The organism is Streptococcus mitis (assembly GCF_946190065.1).
Taxonomy (GTDB): domain Bacteria; phylum Bacillota; class Bacilli; order Lactobacillales; family Streptococcaceae; genus Streptococcus; species Streptococcus mitis_DE.
This window is the reverse complement of the sequence record NZ_CAMHZD010000011.1, coordinates 18199-36025: the sequence shown is the minus strand read 5'-3', so window position 1 is coordinate 36025 and position 17827 is coordinate 18199. Positions and strand designations below refer to the sequence as shown.

At 35.2% G+C, this 17827-nt stretch carries 13 protein-coding genes and 2 tRNA genes; 5 read left to right on the top strand and 10 right to left on the bottom strand.

The features are described from left to right. Window positions 1–4: 4 nt before the first annotated feature. Genes rodZ through yfmF form a run of 3 tightly spaced genes read right to left on the bottom strand, consistent with a single transcriptional unit; the run spans window position 5 to window position 3404 of the window. Entirely contained in the window at window positions 5–832 is an 828-nt protein-coding gene (gene rodZ, locus OCF96_RS06195; protein ID WP_261446702.1) for a cytoskeleton protein RodZ, read from the bottom strand. Between the two features lie 41 nt (window positions 833–873). Further along, window positions 874–2157: an EF-P 5-aminopentanol modification-associated protein YfmH gene (gene yfmH / locus OCF96_RS06190; protein ID WP_261446701.1), complete on the bottom strand. Its 1284-nt coding sequence runs from the start codon at window positions 2155–2157 to the stop codon at window positions 874–876. Continuing rightward, on the bottom strand, window positions 2154–3404 hold the full coding sequence (yfmF, locus tag OCF96_RS06185; RefSeq protein ID WP_261446700.1) for an EF-P 5-aminopentanol modification-associated protein YfmF: 1251 nt from the start codon (window positions 3402–3404) through the stop codon (window positions 2154–2156). The genes yfmH and yfmF overlap by 4 nt, the downstream gene beginning before the upstream one ends. Window positions 3405–3562: 158 nt before the next feature. Between yfmF and yaaA the strand changes: the two genes are divergently transcribed. Together yaaA and recF are read left to right on the top strand one after the other, a co-directional pair. Continuing rightward, window positions 3563–3931: a S4 domain-containing protein YaaA gene (yaaA, locus tag OCF96_RS06180; RefSeq protein WP_000455893.1), complete on the top strand. Its 369-nt coding sequence runs from the start codon at window positions 3563–3565 to the stop codon at window positions 3929–3931. 2 nt (window positions 3932–3933) lie between these two features. Beyond that, window positions 3934–5031 (top strand): DNA replication/repair protein RecF, encoded by a 1098-nt coding sequence (recF, locus tag OCF96_RS06175; RefSeq protein ID WP_000266680.1) that lies wholly within the window; start codon window positions 3934–3936, stop codon window positions 5029–5031. Window positions 5032–5080: 49 nt separating this feature from the next. Here the strand turns inward: recF and guaB are convergent, their stop codons facing one another. Both guaB and trpS read right to left on the bottom strand, forming a co-directional pair. After that, window positions 5081–6559, bottom strand: coding sequence for an IMP dehydrogenase (gene guaB / locus OCF96_RS06170; RefSeq protein WP_000073418.1), 1479 nt, complete (start codon window positions 6557–6559; stop codon window positions 5081–5083). A 151-nt stretch (window positions 6560–6710) separates the two neighbouring features. Then, entirely contained in the window at window positions 6711–7736 is a 1026-nt protein-coding gene (trpS, locus tag OCF96_RS06165; protein ID WP_000165456.1) for a tryptophan--tRNA ligase, read from the bottom strand. Window positions 7737–7941: 205 nt separating this feature from the next. Between trpS and OCF96_RS06160 the strand changes: the two genes are divergently transcribed. Together OCF96_RS06160 and OCF96_RS06155 are read left to right on the top strand one after the other, a co-directional pair. Further along, window positions 7942–9564: an ATP-binding cassette domain-containing protein gene (locus OCF96_RS06160; RefSeq protein WP_261446699.1), complete on the top strand. Its 1623-nt coding sequence runs from the start codon at window positions 7942–7944 to the stop codon at window positions 9562–9564. 59 nt (window positions 9565–9623) lie between these two features. After that, a complete protein-coding gene (locus OCF96_RS06155) occupies window positions 9624–12167 on the top strand; it encodes a YfhO family protein (protein ID WP_261446698.1) in 2544 nt (847 codons plus the stop codon). Between the two features lie 26 nt (window positions 12168–12193). Here OCF96_RS06155 and OCF96_RS06150 read toward each other — a convergent pair whose 3' ends face one another. Then, the gene (locus OCF96_RS06150; RefSeq protein ID WP_261446697.1) at window positions 12194–14836 is read right to left on the bottom strand and encodes a YhgE/Pip domain-containing protein; all 2643 of its coding nucleotides are present in this window, start codon (window positions 14834–14836) and stop codon (window positions 12194–12196) included. Between the two features lie 127 nt (window positions 14837–14963). Here OCF96_RS06150 and OCF96_RS06145 point away from each other — a divergent pair, with 127 nt between their 5' ends. Beyond that, window positions 14964–15506, top strand: coding sequence for a TetR/AcrR family transcriptional regulator (locus OCF96_RS06145; RefSeq protein WP_261446696.1), 543 nt, complete (start codon window positions 14964–14966; stop codon window positions 15504–15506). A gap of 40 nt (window positions 15507–15546) precedes the next feature. On the opposite strand, the gene OCF96_RS06140 is transcribed toward OCF96_RS06145, so the two are convergent. The 4 genes from OCF96_RS06140 to comD form a co-directional block, all read right to left on the bottom strand. Next, window positions 15547–15620: transfer RNA gene (locus OCF96_RS06140), tRNA-Asn, on the bottom strand. Window positions 15621–15625: 5 nt separating this feature from the next. Next, window positions 15626–15697 (bottom strand) — tRNA-Glu (locus OCF96_RS06135). Window positions 15698–15748: 51 nt separating this feature from the next. Next, window positions 15749–16501, bottom strand: coding sequence for a competence system response regulator transcription factor ComE (gene comE, locus OCF96_RS06130; RefSeq protein WP_000866065.1), 753 nt, complete (start codon window positions 16499–16501; stop codon window positions 15749–15751). Further along, the gene (gene comD / locus OCF96_RS06125; protein WP_102211439.1) at window positions 16498–17823 is read right to left on the bottom strand and encodes a competence system sensor histidine kinase ComD; all 1326 of its coding nucleotides are present in this window, start codon (window positions 17821–17823) and stop codon (window positions 16498–16500) included. Before comD ends, comE begins: the two co-directional genes overlap by 4 nt. Window positions 17824–17827: the final 4 nt, after the last annotated feature.

Here is a 17827-nt window from a genome sequence, read left to right as displayed (position 1 = left end):
TTCCTTAATTTTTCGTAAAGGTTACAGTGATTTTTCCAGTCTGAGATGTTAATTTTGATAAGTCAACGGTCTGATTATCTACTGTTAAAGCGACACCTTTGACAACACCTAAAGTAATGGTCACAGAATTTTTAGTTGAAACTGTTGTTTCCGCACTTTTATTATCTGGTGATAAGGTCACTCCACCCTCAAGATCACTTTCTGAAACACTAACCCAACTTCTAGCATCTGAGACTGATAATTGTAATTTTGCAGTTTCCTTACTCGTTTTATAAGCAACTTCTACTCTATTTCCTTCACCTGATACCGTTATAGCTGGTTCCATATTCGAAGAGCTACTTGATGAACTACTACTTGAAGATGAAGTTACAGAACTAGTTGAGCTTGTTGCTTGGACTACACTATAACTAGACGCAGATGAACGCTCCGGTTGAGTCTGGAGATAATTCCAAACATAATAAGTCACAAAAATGACAATCGATAGTGCAAAGAGTATAAAATAAAATAAAGGTAAAAATGATGCCTTATTTTTCTTACTTGAACGTCTCCTACCTGTCAACTCGTCTTCATCAACATCTACTTCCTCATAAGTAATCATGCTCCCAGAATCATAAGCATCCAAGACAATTCGCTCATCTAGCTCAACTGCCCACGCATACTTTCTCAAAAAAGAACGAGTATAAAAGGGACTAGGAAGTTGATCAAAATCATCAGCTTCCATCGCTTCCAACATATCCAACTGAATTTCTGTTTTTTTGTGTAATTCTTCTAAAGTCAACCCTTGGTTGGTTCTAGCTAAACGTAAAACCTCACCAATTGTTTTTTTCCTCATACTTGTCATTCCTTCTTTCTAGTATCGATTATGATAGGTTACTACGATGGGAATATTGTAAAATCAACTATATCACCATCATCTATTAAATGATGTCCAGCATCAAGGACATCCTCTAAAGTAATTTCCTGTAAAATTTTTGGCAAATCAAAAATTGTCTCACCATTTTCAAAAGCATCATATTGCGTTGCAATAAATTCAAGAGAGTTCATGCTACTGAAAAATTCTCCAAACATCTCTCTTTTGATAATATCTAAATGATCCTCTGTAATATCTAAATCCTTTGTAAAATTACGAATAGCCTTCCTAAACTGATGAGATAAAGCAACTGGCTCTTTTGTATCCATTGTCAACATGACAAAATGAAAGCGACTTGTTACTTCAACTTCCAGAGATAAGGATGCGTCAATTTTACCTGATTCATATAATTTCTGAAAACGATCCGAAGTCCAACCAAACATCATTGCAAACAATAATTTTAATAAAATATGATGTCGATAGCAATCCGCTTCGGCAACTTCTTGTTTACCTCTAACACCAATCGCTAGTTTGGGAGAAGATACTTCCATCCTCATGCTGTCTGTTTGCTTTACAGGTTGTAAAACAAACTTTTCTCTTGCTAGTTCCTGAACATCTAAATCTTCCAGTTCTTTTCTTTCAAAATAATCCTGTACCTGACCCACGTCAAAATTGCCAACTAAAAACAGAGACATGTTTACAGGTTTGTAAAACCTTGTAAAATTTTCTTGCAAATTAGTTAGATTAATTTGGGCAATTGATTCCTCACTTCCAACTATATCAGTTGCTAAAGGTGTGTCAGGATACAAATTCGCTAAAGTTGAAAAGAATAAGCACGAATCTGGATCATCTTGATACATTTCTCGTTCTTGCTGGATAATATCCTGCTCTCTTAAAATGGAATCTTCAGTAAAATGTGCTGATGTTACCAATTCATCAAGTAAGTCCAAATTTTCTAAAAAATGATCCGTTGCTGAAAAAAGATAGCTTGTTTTTGTAAAGCTTGTAAAGGCATTACTATCTGCACCTAGACTCGTAAAAGCCGACATCAAATCGCTAGCATTTTCTCTCTCAAACAATTTATGTTCAAGAAAATGAGCAATTCCCGCAGGATATTGTTTTACATCTCCGTCAACTTCTGTGACAAGCGTATCTACCGAACCAAACTGTACAGTTACACTCCCGTAAACCTCTTTAAATTCTTTTTTAGGCAAAAGAGCAACTGTCAATCCATTTAACAAACGAGTTCGATAAACCATTTCTTTTACAGCTGGATAGTATTTTTCTTCAAAAACAACCTTTGTCATTCTATTCCTTCCATAAAGTAAATCGCTTGTAGTTTCACATTATTAGCTGCTCTACAAATAGCATCTTTGTCAACTTTCTCGAGTTTTGCAACCCAACTTTTAAAGTCTGCTGAAGATTTTCCAAGTAAGGCATTTTGATAAGCACGTTCAATCAATGAAGATTGATTATCTTGAGAAAGTAACAAAGACCGACGAATCATCTCCTTTGTCTGCTCTAATTCAAGCTCTGTAAAATATCCTTTTTTTAAATCAAGCAGTTGATTATTCATCATTTTACGAGCCTGGTTCCGATTTTCTCGATCAATACCAGCATACATCCTCAAGAACCCACTAAATAAATCGAGCTGACTGGAAATTGTATAAGCTAATCCAGCATCTTCACGAACATTTGTAAAGAGTTTAGAGTGAGCAAATCCGCCCAGTAAACCATTCATTACAATCATTGGTAAATGTTGCTCATCACCATATTCAGAAGGGAAATGATAACCCAATTCCAAAATGGATTGTCCCACATTTTTCCGAATCATACCTTCCTGAAGGATATTAGAATATGGTTGACAATACTGAGCCTTCACATCTCCATCTCGACCTTTGAAGCCAACTGATTCTAATACATTTTGAATTTCAACCTCATTAAAGTCACCTAGGAAAAAGAAATCTATTCGATCATTAGCCAAAAATTCTTGGAAACAAGAATAAGAACTTTGTGGAGTTTCAGCTAAAATACGATTTCGTAAATCACTGTATTCCAATTTGAGACGTTCATCATGAAAAAATAATTTATCTAATTCTTTATGTGCGAAATAAAAAGAATCATCCATATCGGCTGCTAAACTTGCTAGTAATTGTTTTTTCTCAATTTCAAATAAGGCCGAATCAAACCCATTGTCAACTACTACGGGTGAAAAAAGAGTTTCTTTTACAAGTTCCAAAACCTGAGAAGTTAGCACATTTTTCCTACTTAAAAACTCATCACGAACATAGGTAAATGTCAATTCTACAATGTGACTTTGCCCTCTTCTGAAACAATTGGTTGACATATCTGTACCGTATAGACTGGCCAAATGTTTTCTCAAATCTTGAGAAGTGGGGTACATCTGATTAGCAGTCTCTAGCATACTCGCACTCAACATGCGACCTGCAATCGTATCAAGAGATAATGGAGCGGTAAAACGCACGGTGATTTTGTTCGTTTTAAACTTTTTTGATTGGATAAAATGTGTTGAAATTCCATGCACTAACTCCATGATTTACCTCCTTATATACAGACTTCTATTATATCACGAAAACCTGAAATTTTCTTGTTCTCTGTAACACTTTTGAAATAAAAATCGCTTACATTTCTCCCTATTTCTCTCACTATTTTTAGGAAAATATGGTATAATACCAAAGATTGAGGTGAATTATGGAATACAAATTATTTGAAGAATTTATTACCCTCCAAGCACTACTCAAAGAACTTGGAATTACACATAGCGGAGGAGCTATCAAATCATTTCTCTCTGAACATTCTGTTTACTTTAATGGGGAATTAGAGAATCGTCGTGGTAAAAAACTTCGTATTGGTGATAAAGTTGACATCCCTGACATGAATATTGACATCTTGTTGACACAACCTACTTCTGAGGAGCAAGGGGAATACCAAGCTGATAAAGTTGAAAAAGAACGAATCGCTAAGCTTGTTAAAGAGATGAATAAGGGAGTAAAAAAAGATAAATCAAAACCTACTTCTTCACCCAAAAGCAAACAAGCTCCGCGATTCCCTGGTAGATAATCATGTGGCTACAACATCTATCTCTCAAAACTTTTCGTAACTATAAAGAGACGAAAATAAACTTTAATCCTAAATTAAATGTCTTTTTAGGACGTAATGCTCAAGGAAAAACAAATATGTTAGAGGCTATCTATTTTTTAGCCTTAACACGTAGTCATCGAACTCGAACAGATAAAAATCTCATTCATTTTGATGAGGAACAACTTCATCTTTCAGGTCTTGTTCAGAAAAAAACGGGATCCGTTCCTCTCGAAATTGAACTAACACAAAAAGGACGTGTGACAAAAGTGAATCACTTAAAACAGGCACGACTTTCAGATTACGTAGGACACATGAATGTTGTCTTATTTGCTCCTGAAGATTTACAACTAATTAAAGGAGCACCTTCAGTTCGACGAAAATTCATTGATATGGAGCTTGGGCAAATTAAGCCAATCTATTTATCTGACTTAACCAATTATAATCACATCCTTAAGCAAAGAAATACCTATTTAAAATCAGCTCAAACAATAGATGAAACCTTCCTTTCAGTACTAGATGATCAGCTAGTCGATTATGGATGTCGCGTAATGAAGCACCGCTTAGATTTCATAAAAAAACTAGAGCATTTTGGGCGTAAGAAACATTTTGAAATCTCTAATCAGATTGAAGAACTGTCAATATCCTATCAATCTTCTGTTAAGCTAACTGACAAAGAAGACTTATCAGAATCTTTCAAAATTGCTTTAGAAAAAAGTAGGTCCAGAGATTTATTTAAAAAGAATACTGATGTTGGTCCTCATCGAGATGATATTTCTTTTTATATAAATAGGATGGATGCTAGTTTTGGAAGTCAAGGTCAACATCGTAGTCTCGTCCTATCTATAAAATTAGCAGAAATCGAATTAATGGAAAGTATTACTACAGAATCTCCAATATTACTGCTTGACGATGTTATGAGCGAACTTGACAACACTAGACAACTAAAACTATTAGAAACGATTTCACATTCAATACAAACCTTTATCACAACAACCAGCTTAGATCATCTTCAAAATCTGCCAGAAAATCTAAGCATTTTCACTATTCAGGATGGTAAAGTTACTGTAAAGGTAAGTTGACAACATTGTAAAAGAACTCCTGTTTTCACGGGAGTTCTTTTCATTGTTTTTACATGGAATAATTTGGTGCCTCATTCGTAATTTGTACATCATGAGGATGGCTTTCTTTCAAACCAGCACCAGACATTTCAATAAATTGAGCATTATCATGTAGTTCTTTAAGGTTAGCTGCACCACAATAACCCATACCAGAGCGAATACCACCAATCATTTGGAAGACAATATCAGCTGCCGCTCCTTTATAAGCAACACGACCTTCAATTCCTTCTGGAACGAGTTTGTTTGCTTCATTGACAGAACCTTGGAAGTAACGGTCGCTTGAACCTTTCTTCATAGCAGCGATTGAACCCATACCACGGTAAGTCTTGAATTTACGTCCTTGGAAGATTTCGGTTTCTCCTGGAGCTTCATCAGTTCCAGCAAACATAGATCCAAGCATAACGGCATTGCCACCTGCTGCAAGGGCTTTTACAATATCTCCAGAATACTTGATTCCACCGTCAGCAATGATCGTTTTACCATATTCACGCGCAACAGCTGCAGCATCATAGATAGCTGTTACTTGCGGAACACCAACACCAGCAATCACACGAGTAGTACAGATAGAACCTGGGCCAATCCCAACCTTGACAACGTCTACACCTGCTTCATAAAGGGCACGTGCACCTTCAGCAGTAGCAATATTTCCAGCAATCAGTGTACGGTCTGGGAAATGAGCACGAATCTCAGCAATTTTACGCAAGACACCTGCAGAATGACCATGCGCAGTATCAATAACAATCGCATCCGCTCCTGCCTCAAAAAGAGCCTCTGCACGTTCAAATGTATCTGAAGTAACACCTACTGCACCAGCAACCAGAAGACGACCAAACTCATCTTTAGCCGCATTTGGAAACTCAATAACTTTTTCAATATCTTTAATAGTAATCAAACCAGAAAGACGGCCTTCTTCATCTACCAACGGAAGTTTTTCAATACGGTGTTCTTGAAGAATGCTTTCAGCCGTTGCAAGATCTGTACCCACAGGAGCAGTCACAAGATTTTCACTAGTCATATGATTTGAAATTGGTTGGTTATAATCTGAAATAAAACGAAGATCTCGATTTGTCAAAATACCAACTAATTTACGATTTTCAAGTGTTTCAACAACTGGAACACCACTGATACGGTAACGTCCCATAAGCTCATCAGCTTCAGCGATTGTATGTTCAGGCGTCAAGAAGAACGGATCAATAATAACTCCATTTTCAGAACGTTTTACCTTACGAACCTCGTCTGCTTGTTGAGCAATTGACATGTTTTTATGGATAACTCCGAGACCGCCTGCACGAGCAATAGCAATGGCCATTTGACTCTCTGTAACTGTGTCCATGGCAGCGGTAATAATTGGGATATTTAAAGTCAAATTATCTGCCAATTTAGTTGTTAAATCTGCATCGTTAGGCAACACATGACTTTCAGCTGGAATAAGCAATACATCATCAAAGGTAAAACCTTTTTTCAAAAATTTAGTGTCCCAATTAGACATTCGAAGTTTCCTCTTTTCTTTCTTTTTGAGCTTGACTCTTTTTATATTGTATCTATCATACCATTCTATAAAAATTTGTCAAATGTTACAGGAGCAAATAAAAAACTATCTTTTCTTTGATATAGAAATGATAGTTTCTTGTAAAATAAACTCAGTTAAAGTAATGAAGTCCCATGGCCCCTTTAACATCAGATAGGGTTTGACCCGCAACTTCACGTGCTCTTTCACTACCTTTTTGAAGCATATTATAAACTTCTCCCATATCCTTAGCAAATTCGATACGGCGCTCACGAATAGGACCAAGTTCACGTTCTAATATTTCAAGTAGATAACGCTTGGTCTTCACATCACCAAGACCACCTCGTTGATAATGTTCTTTCATATCAGCAATTTCTTGAGCATCTTCTGGACGACCAAAAACATCTAGATAATGGAAAACCATATTTCCTTCAATCTTACCTGGATCCTCAACACGGATATGATCTGGATCTGTATACATACTCATTACTTTTTTACGCAAAGTATCCGCATCATCAGCTAAATAAATACCGTTATTAAGGGATTTAGACATTTTAGCATTTCCATCTAAACCAGGCAAACGCCCTGCTCTCTCATTTTCTGGATAAATACCTTCTGGCTCTACCAAGACATCACAGTTATATGCATTGTTAAATGAACGAACAATTTCACGAGTTTGCTCAATCATTGGTTTCTGATCTGTCCCAACAGGAACATAATTAGCCTTAAAAGCTGTAATGTCAGCTGCTTGAGCTATTGGGTAAACTAAGAAGCCTGTCGGAATACTTTCTCCAAATCCTTTCTGAGCAATCTCTGTCTTGACAGTTGGATTACGCTCCAAACGTGCTAATGAAACTAGATTCATATAATACATAGATAACTCAGCTAATTCTGGAATTTGGCTTTGAATAAAGATAGTTGATTTACTTGGATCCAATCCAACTGCAAGATAATCCAAAGCAACATTTCCGATAGACTCTACAATTGTTTGAGGATCTTTAGCATGATCTGTCAAAGCTTGTTGGTCAGCCAAGAACACAAACATATCATACTTATCCTCTTCCTGTAACAATACTCGATTTTTGAGACTGCCAACATAATGTCCAATATGCAATTTTCCTGTTGGACGGTCTCCTGTTAAAATAATGGGTTTAGTCATTTTATTCTCCTTCGATGTGGTCCCTTCAATTATAGCATTTTTTTAATAAAATAACCGTAATTTATCAAAATAAATCAGTCTTGCCATTTACGGATTTGTGTAAAGGATACTGTAAATATAGTTTACACAAAATTGACAAATAAAAATTTGAATATTTCTGTATTTTCTAGTAGAATAAATATATTACACATATAGGAGAAAAATATTGCTTACAGTATCTGATGTTTCACTACGTTTTAGTGATCGTAAACTTTTTGATGATGTCAATATCAAATTTACAGAAGGAAATACTTACGGATTAATCGGTGCTAATGGTGCCGGAAAATCAACCTTTTTAAAAATTTTAGCTGGAGATATCGAACCTACTACTGGTCATATTTCTCTTGATCCAGATGAACGTCTCTCTGTGCTTCGTCAAAATCACTTTGACTATGAGGATGAACGTGCCATTGATGTCGTTATTATGGGAAATGAAAAACTTTATAGCATCATGAAGGAGAAAGATGCTATCTACATGAAGGAAGATTTCTCAGATGAGGATGGCGTCCGTGCTGCCGAACTCGAAGGAGAGTTTGCCGAGCTTGGAGGTTGGGAAGCAGAGAGTGAAGCCTCTCAACTACTTCAAAACCTAAACATTCCAGAAGAATTGCACTATCAAAACATGAGCGAATTGGCCAACGGTGAAAAAGTAAAAGTTCTCCTAGCCAAAGCACTTTTTGGTAAACCAGATGTTCTTCTTTTGGACGAGCCAACCAACGGTTTGGATATCCAATCGATTACTTGGTTAGAAGACTTCTTGATTGATTTTGATAACACCGTTATCGTAGTATCCCACGACCGTCACTTCTTGAACAAAGTATGTACTCACATGGCCGACCTTGACTTTGGAAAAATCAAACTCTATGTCGGAAACTATGACTTCTGGAAGGAATCTTCTGAACTCGCTGCTAAATTGCTAGCAGACCGTAATGCCAAAGCAGAAGAAAAAATTAAGCAATTGCAAGAATTCGTTGCTCGTTTCTCTGCCAATGCTTCTAAATCAAGGCAAGCAACATCACGTAAGAAAATGCTTGATAAAATTGAACTTGAAGAAATTGTACCATCTAGTCGTAAATATCCATTTATCAACTTTAAAGCGGAACGTGAAATCGGTAATGATCTCTTGACAGTAGAAAATCTATCTGTAAAGATTGATGGTGAGACTATTTTAGATAATATCAGCTTTATCTTACGTCCAGGTGATAAGACAGCGCTAATTGGACAAAATGACATCCAAACGACTGCATTAATTCGTGCAATCATGGGTGACATTGACTATGAAGGAACTATCAAGTGGGGAGTAACTACTAGCCGTTCTTACTTGCCAAAAGATAACTCGGCAGATTTTGCAGGAGGAGAGTCAATCCTTGACTGGTTGCGTCAATTCGCAAGTAAAGAGGAAGATGACAATACTTTCCTACGTGGCTTCCTCGGCCGTATGCTCTTCTCTGGAGATGAAGTTAACAAACCTGTAAATGTCTTGTCAGGGGGAGAAAAAGTGCGTGTCATGCTTTCAAAGCTCATGCTCTTGAAATCAAATGTCCTTGTACTTGATGATCCAACCAATCACTTGGACTTGGAATCTATCTCAAGCTTGAACGATGGATTGAAAAACTTCAAAGAATCAATCATCTTTGCCAGCCATGACCACGAGTTTATTCAAACTCTTGCTAACCATATTATTGTCTTGTCTAAAAATGGCGTCATTGACCGTATCGATGAAACCTATGATGAATTCCTAGAGAATGCAGAAGTACAAGCAAAAGTTAAAGAACTTTGGAAAGACTAAAAAACTTCAAAACTCAGTTGGGTTAACCAGCTGAGTTTTCTAACATTTTATGAGGTAACATGAAATTATTTTTTAAAACATATTGGACCTATTTTGTTTCTTTCATCATTCCTGTATTGATTATGATAGGAGTATATCTATCTCAAGGTATCTACTGGAATAGCGATACATCTCCACTATTAGGAGATGGCTTTCATCAATACGTTATTTTTGATGTAGCTTTACGAAATATCCTACATGGAAATGGTAGTTTGTTTTACACCTTTACAAGTGGTCTAGGACTAAATTTCTATGCCCTATCTAGTTATTACTTGGGGAGTTTCCTTTCACCTCTAGTTTACTTTTTTGATCTAACGAATATGCCAGATGCTGTCTATCTGACAACTCTCTTAAAATTTGGATTGATTGGACTGTCAACTTACTTTAGTTTAAATAAACTATTTCAATCGATTCCTAAGCCTTTAAAACTAGCTTTATCTACTTCCTATGCTCTGATGAGTTTCTCTGTCAGTCAATTAGAGATAAAAACCTGGCTAGATGTTTTTATCTTGATTCCTTTAATTATAACTGGTTTACACCTGCTTATAACTGAAAAGAAATTCTCATTATACTTTACAAGTCTGTCAATCTTATTTATCCAAAACTATTATTTTGGCTATATGACAGCATTGTTTCTTATTTTCTGGTATCTCTGTCAAATTTCTTGGGACTTTAAAACTCGAAAATCATCTTTTCTTGATTTCATAATCACCTCCTTTTTAGCTGGTATGGCTAGCTTGATTATGACTCTTCCCACTCTGTTTGATTTACAGACACATGGGGAAAAATTGACTGAAGTTACAAAGTTTCAAACTGAAAGTAGCTGGTATCTTGATCTCTTTGCTAAGCAATTCATCGGTTCCTTTGACACAACAAAGTATGGGGCCGTTCCAATGATTTTTGTTGGACTACTTCCCTTTATTTTGACTATTTTATTTTTTACGCTGAAATCTATTAAGTTTCACGTGAAACTTATCTATGCAATCTTCTTTACATTTCTAATTGCAAGCTTTTATATAGAAGCTCTTGATTTATTTTGGCAAGGTATGCATACTCCAAATATGTTTTTACATCGCTATGCTTGGATTTTTTCTACCTTGTTAATTTACACAGCAGCAGAAGTCTTAAATCGTCTGAAAGAAATTAAAGTCTGGAATTTTTTAGTTTTGCTTTTTCTTCTAGTAATAGGATTTTTAGCCACCATCTATCTAAAATCGCATTATTCTTTTTTAACAGATTTGAATATTCTTCTTACTCTTGAATTTTTGGTTGTCTATTCTCTTTTACTCCTTGCAGTTATCAAAAAGTTTATATCTGTGAATCTGTTTACCATTCTAATCTCTTTATTTATAATAGTTGAAATAAGTTTAAATGCTTCATCTCAAATGAACGGAATTGCTAAAGAATGGGGCTTTGCTTCTCGAAGTGCATATAATCGAGATATCCCAGCTATGGAATCTTTCTCAACATATATTGGAAATCAATTTACTCGTACTGAGAAACTAGAGACTCAGACAGGAAATGACAGTATGAAATTCAACTACAATGGAATATCTCAATTTTCATCTGTTCGAAATCGTTCAGCAAGCTCTACTTTGGATAAACTTGGGTTTAAATCCTCTGGGACTAATCTCAATCTACGCTATGCAAATAATAGTATTTTGGCTGATAGTTTATTTGGTATCCAGTACAATATCTCAGACAGTCCTATTGATAAGTATGGTTTTAAAGATATCTATCAAAAAGATAATCTTACCCTATATGAAAATCAATACTCTCTTCCGATTGCATTTGCTAGTCAATCTGTTTACAATGATGTCAAGTTCAATGAACACACTTTGGATAATCAGGCCTCGTTTTTAAATCAACTTGCTAACGTCAATTTTGATTATTTTTCTCCAATACCTTATGACAAAACAGAAAATACTAATGATTTGATTAGTGTCACAAGTTCTTCAACTGAGGATGCAGCAATCCAGTATCAAATTGAAGTGCCAGAAAACAGCCAAGTTTATCTTTCTTTCACAAACCTTCACTTTTCTAATGACAAACAAAAAAAGGTTGACATCCTTGTAAATGGAGAAAAGAAAACTTTTACAACTGATAATGTCTTCTCCTTCTTTAATCTAGGTTATACAAAAGAGACAAAAACTTTCAATATTTATGTTAGTTTCCCTGGAAATTCACAAGTATCATTTGAATCTCCTACCTTCTATCGTTTAGATACCCAAACTTTAACTGAGGCAATTCAAAAAATTAAAGAACAGCCTGTAACAGTATCAACTTCTAAAAACAAGGTTTTTGCTACATATGATGTCCAACAAGATACATCTATTTTTTTCACCATTCCTTATGACAAAGGTTGGTCTGCCTACCAAGATGGTAAGAAAATAGAGATTAAACAAGCTCAAACTGGCTTTATGAAAGTTGACGTTCCTAAGGGAAAAGAAATTATTACACTTTCCTTTATTCCCAATGGTTTTATTACTGGATCAATCTGTTCCTTTACTTCACTTTTACTATTTGGAATTTATAATCACAAACGAAAGACATCTAATACATAAAAAAATCGACCAATTGGTCGATTTTTTTAATATTCTTCCATTTTCTTAGGTTGATAGGCTAGCATACCTAAACCAGTAAATAGAGCTAGTATGACAGCTAGGAAAATGACTTGCTGATGAATATTTCCTGTCATAGAGATTGTTTCTCGTAATCCAGAAACTGAATAACTCATTGGTAACCAAGGATTAATGGCTCTAAAGAAATCATTTGTCAAAGCAAGTGGGTAAGTACCTGCACTTGATGCTAACTGTAATAAAAGCAAGATAAGAGAGAAGAAAGCTCCTATACGGCTATTCCATGTTGTTAAAGCTGTAACCATAGACATGAATACTAAACTTGTTAAGATGATGAGAATAAATGTTCTCATTTCATGATTAGCAGTTAGACCAATAAGATGAACTCCTCCATATACCAAAATCCCTGCTAAAATAGCTATCATACCATTTATTTCAGCTCTAGATTTCAACCAAGACCAACGGCTCTCTGGATGACGTCCTGAAGGCAGCTTCGCAAAGATCATATTTGTTGATATTGCTGCAACAAAAAGAGCAACTGATATCATATAAGGAGCCATTGCAACTCCATTTACAGGAACTTGATCATTGTCTGTTTTGGAAAGACTGAGAGGATTTGATAAAATCTCTGCATTTTTAGATTCCGTTGATGCTGATTTGAGTTGATCACTGGCATTACTCAATCCTTGTCCTAAAGAAGCAACTCCTGTCTGTAAACCTTCCAAGCCAGAAGTTAACTTTGTTCCACCTTCTGCTAGTTTCCCAGCTCCATTTGCCAATTTATTAGCTCCACTTTCTAATTGAGAAGCACCTGAAATTAACTGACTGGATTTGTCAGCTAGTTGGCTAGAGCCTGATTGCAATTTATCAACTCCTGCTATCAATTCTTGACTCTTTTGATTCAATTGGTTAGAGCCAGTTGATAATTTTTCAATACCAGACACTAATTCTGGAGTTTTTTCAACTAATTGACCAACTCCTGCTGTCAAGTTAGAAGATTTTTGTGTCAAGGTAGTTGAGCCTGAAACTAATTGGTCCAAACTACCTGTCAAGGTGGAATTCTTTTCACTTAGTTGACTTGCGCCTTGAGAAACTTTATCAACACCTGCAGTATATGCATTTACACCTGATGTAATAGACTGACTGGCAGGAACTAATTTGCTAGCAACAGCTCCTTGTATCTCTGTTAATCCACTTGACAATTCTGTCAAAGAACTAGAAGCGATAGGTAATACTTGATTAGCTTGATTTTTTAAAGTCGAAAGATTAAAAGACTGATTTTGTAAGTTTTCCAAACTTCCCTGTAAACCTTGAGCTAAAGCTACAATTGACTGAGCCGATTGAATACTATCAGTCGAATTTTGAGATACAGAAGCGCTTATCTCAGCTTGTTGCTCACTTGTCAATGATTGATAAGCTGCTGTCGATTGAATATTGGCTAATGTAGTTGCTTTATCAGACTGAGCACTTGCTAACATTTGATTAGAAAGAGATACTATACTTGATAAAACAGAATCTAATTGTTTTGTATCTCCAACATCAATATTTTGAATGGCTTGATTTAACTGATTCAGACCAGAAGATAATTGATTAATTTGATCTTTTTTCCCAGACGAAGCATCTAACTTGCTAGAAAGTTGTTGAATCCCTTCACTTAATTGCTCCACCCCCATTCGAAGTTTGGCTGATTGATTAGATAACTGATTAGCACCTGTTGCAAGACTTCCCACTCCATTGGTGTAGGCACTAACACCAGATGAAAATTGATTAAGACCAGCATTAAGCTGAGAAACACCGCCAGTATAGGATTCTACACCAGTATATAACTGATTGATTCCTCTTACTAATTCAGGACTTTTAGAAGATAATTGACCTAACCCGCTATCTAATTGACTCACTGCACCAGTATATGTAACTAAACCACTATTAAAATTCCCTAAGCCAAGATGAAGTTGTTCAACACCAGAGACATAAGCAGATAATCCTTTAGTAAACTGCTCCGTTCCATTTGAAAATGTTAAACTTGAAGCTGCTAAAGAGTGTAGGTTAGTAGTTAATGTTTGACTTCCTGCCACTAACTGATTCGCTCCATCAGTTAATTTTTCACTACCAGAAGCCGCTTGACTCATGCCATCCTTTAAATCGACCATTTTGTTAAATAAAGCTTTGGTATAGGTCTCGGTTACATTGGTAGAAACATTCTGCTTTAATTGTGTCATTGCAGAATCACTCATCTTGCTTGCAATAAAGCTATGACCACTTGAAGTCTGATAATCGATTTGCATTTGCTCTGGATGATCCGTTAAAATCGAAGCTGCTTTTTCAGATAAATCACTTGGTAAAGTCACTACCATATAGTAATCGCCATCTTCCAATCCCTTCTTTCCTTCCTCTTCATCCACGAAATGAAAATCCAAGGTTTTATTTTCTTTTAAATTGGACACCATGTCTTTTCCTATTACCATAGTATTACCATTATAGGAAGCCTCTTTATCATTATTGACAACTGCCACAGGTAAGTCAGACAATTGCCCATATGGATCCCACATTGATGACAAAAATATGATATTGTACAGAGCTGGAATAAGAGAAATCCCTATCATGACAATAATAAAGGTTGGTTTTTTAAAAATTGCTTTCCATTCTTTAAACATAGTTTCTCCTTTTTTAAACATATTGTCTAAAATTTTGATATAATAGATTATACATTAAAAAATCTAAATTACAAGATAAAAAATCCATTTTTAGACATATAGTCTAATTTGTTTACAAGGAGGAAATATGCAAGAAAGTAACAAACGCTTAAAAACAAAGCGAACTATTGAAAATGCTATGGTACAATTACTGATGGAACAGCCATTTGATCAAATTTCTACTGTCAAGTTAGCAGAAAAAGCCGGAATTAGTCGTTCCAGCTTCTATACTCACTATAAGGATAAGTATGATATGATTGAGCACTATCAAAGCAAGCTATTCCATACATTTGAATATATTTTTCAAAAACATGCTCATCACAAAAAAGATGCTATTTTAGAAGTCTTTGAATATCTAGAGTCAGAACCACTTCTGGCTGCCCTTCTTTCTGAAAATGGGACTAAAGAAATCCAAAATTTCTTACGAAATAAACTTCATATCATGCTCAGTACAGATTTACAAAAGCAATTTATGCAACTAAATCTCAATACAACTGAATTAGAATACAGCAGCATCTATCTAACTCACGCACTTTTTGGTGTCTGCCAAACTTGGATTGCACATGGAAAAAAAGAAAGTCCTCAAGAAATAACAGACTTCCTTATGAAGATGCTTGGTGATGCAAATTGATATAAAAAGAGGAACACAGTTGTGTTCCCTTTTATCTATACTCCGCCAGTAGGACTCGAACCTACGACATCATGATTAACAGTCATGCGCTACTACCAACTGAGCTATGGCGGATAAAATAGTCCGTACGGGATTCGAACCCGTGTTACCGCCGTGAAAAGGCGGTGTCTTAACCCCTTGACCAACGGACCTTCTATCTGTAGCAGATATAACCATTATATCAATTTCTTACTAATTGTCAATCACTTTTGAGATTTTTTCTCCAAAATATCTTTCAATTTTCTAATTTTTAACCTTGAAATAGGACAACGATGGTCTTCATAAAAAACAATTTCTAGATTCTTTCGGTCAATTTCTCTAATATTGCCTATATTTACCAAAAATGACTTATGAGGAGAATAAAATCGTTGGGTATGTTTATCCTTTTCCTGAATATCTGTCATGGTACCGTAAAATTCTTTGGCAAAATTCTTACCAATAATGCGCAATTTATGAGAGACACCTGTCGTTTCAATATACAAAATATCATGGTAAGGAATTTTTAAATCATTTCCCTTGTAATTGTAATCAAAATAATCTACAACATCTTCATTTTCAAGTAACATACTCTTCGTGTAGAATATATTTTGCTCAATTCTCTTCTTAAACATCTCATCATTGATATCCTTATCAACAAAATCTAGGGCTGATACCTGGTATTTATAGGTTAGAGTTGCAAACTCTGATCGACTGGTGATAAAGACGATAATTGCATAAGGATTGTAATGACGAATGAGCTGAGCAACCTCAAATCCCTTTTTCTCAATTCCATGAATATCGATATCTAGGAAATAAAGCTGATTTACTTCATCGTTTTCAATGTATTCTTCAAATTCACGGACTTTTCCCGTTGTCTTGTATGATATTGGAATATTCGATTCTTTCGAAATTTCATCCAATATTCTTTCTAGTCTCACTTGATGTTCAATAACATCCTCTAAAATTAAAACTTTCATTCAAATTCCCTCTTAAATCTAATAATTTGTCTAAATGTACTGCCTTCCATCTCTGTTTCTAAAATAATATTGTTGTACTTATCTAGTAGTTCTTTCACATTATTTAATCCAACTCCCCGATTTCTTCCCTTAGTGGAGAATCCTAAAGCAAATAGATCTCCTGAAGGAGTCATCGTCATTTTACATGAATTCTGAATCACAATAACTGTTTCAGTTTCCATCTTAATAACTGCTACTTCCATCTGCTTTTTATAACTATCAGCCGATCCTTCGACAGCATTATTCAATAAAACGCTCATGATACGAACCAAATCCAAGAGTTCAATTGGGAGTTTGGTAATCGTATCTTTTACTTCCAGTGTAAACTCTACACCATTATTTCGAGCATAGACAATTGACTGAGCAACCAAACTTCGTAAAGCTGAATCTTCTATGTTGTTCAAATCAAAGTAAGTGTACTTATCTGAACGCAATTTGTGATTTGCTTTGACCAAAACTTCATTATAAACTCTGTCAATTTCCTGTAAATTACCACTGTCAATTGCCATCTGCATACTGACAAGCATCCCAGCATAGTCATGTCGAAAACCACGGATTTCATTATACAGTCCAACAATTTCATCTGTATAATTCTGTAAATGTTTCTGTTCAAATTTCTTCTGCTTCAACGCAATCTCTTTCTCCATTTGCACTTTATGAGAATTCATTGCAAAGAAGGTCAAAAGTAAAGAGATAAAGACAATAGATGACAAAATACTTCCAAAACTATTCAAATGTTTAATCGTACTTACCATATCTGAAACGAAAGATACAATATGGAGCAGTAGTAAAGCAAAAAATACTTTTTTCAAGAAAGGATAAAGGTAGTCCTTGTCAAAATAGGCTAGTTCCAAATGGAAATAATGAATGATTTTTAAGACAACAAAATAGGTCAACACCGTTACAACGAAAAAGAATGGGGCGTGATATTGTGAAACAAAATTGTCTCCTGTTATAGAGGAGAAAGTTACGGACAGAAAGGTATGAGTGCTCTCATATAAAAGAGATAGTAGTAAACTTAGGAATAATCCTCTAGCCCTCTCATATTGTTTAATCCATCTAAAATAGGAATATAAGCCCAAAGGAAATAAAAATGTTGCAATCCCTAACCCATCTAAATTTAGAAGATAGAAGGGAAAATCAAGTATTATTGCTGTTAGTAATGTATAAGCACCAAAAACGTATAGTTCCTTTGCTTTTATTTGACCTTTACAAATTAAATGGTAACTGTTACTAATAATTAAAAAATGAACAAGAACTATCCCAAATACAAGTAAATCCATTACT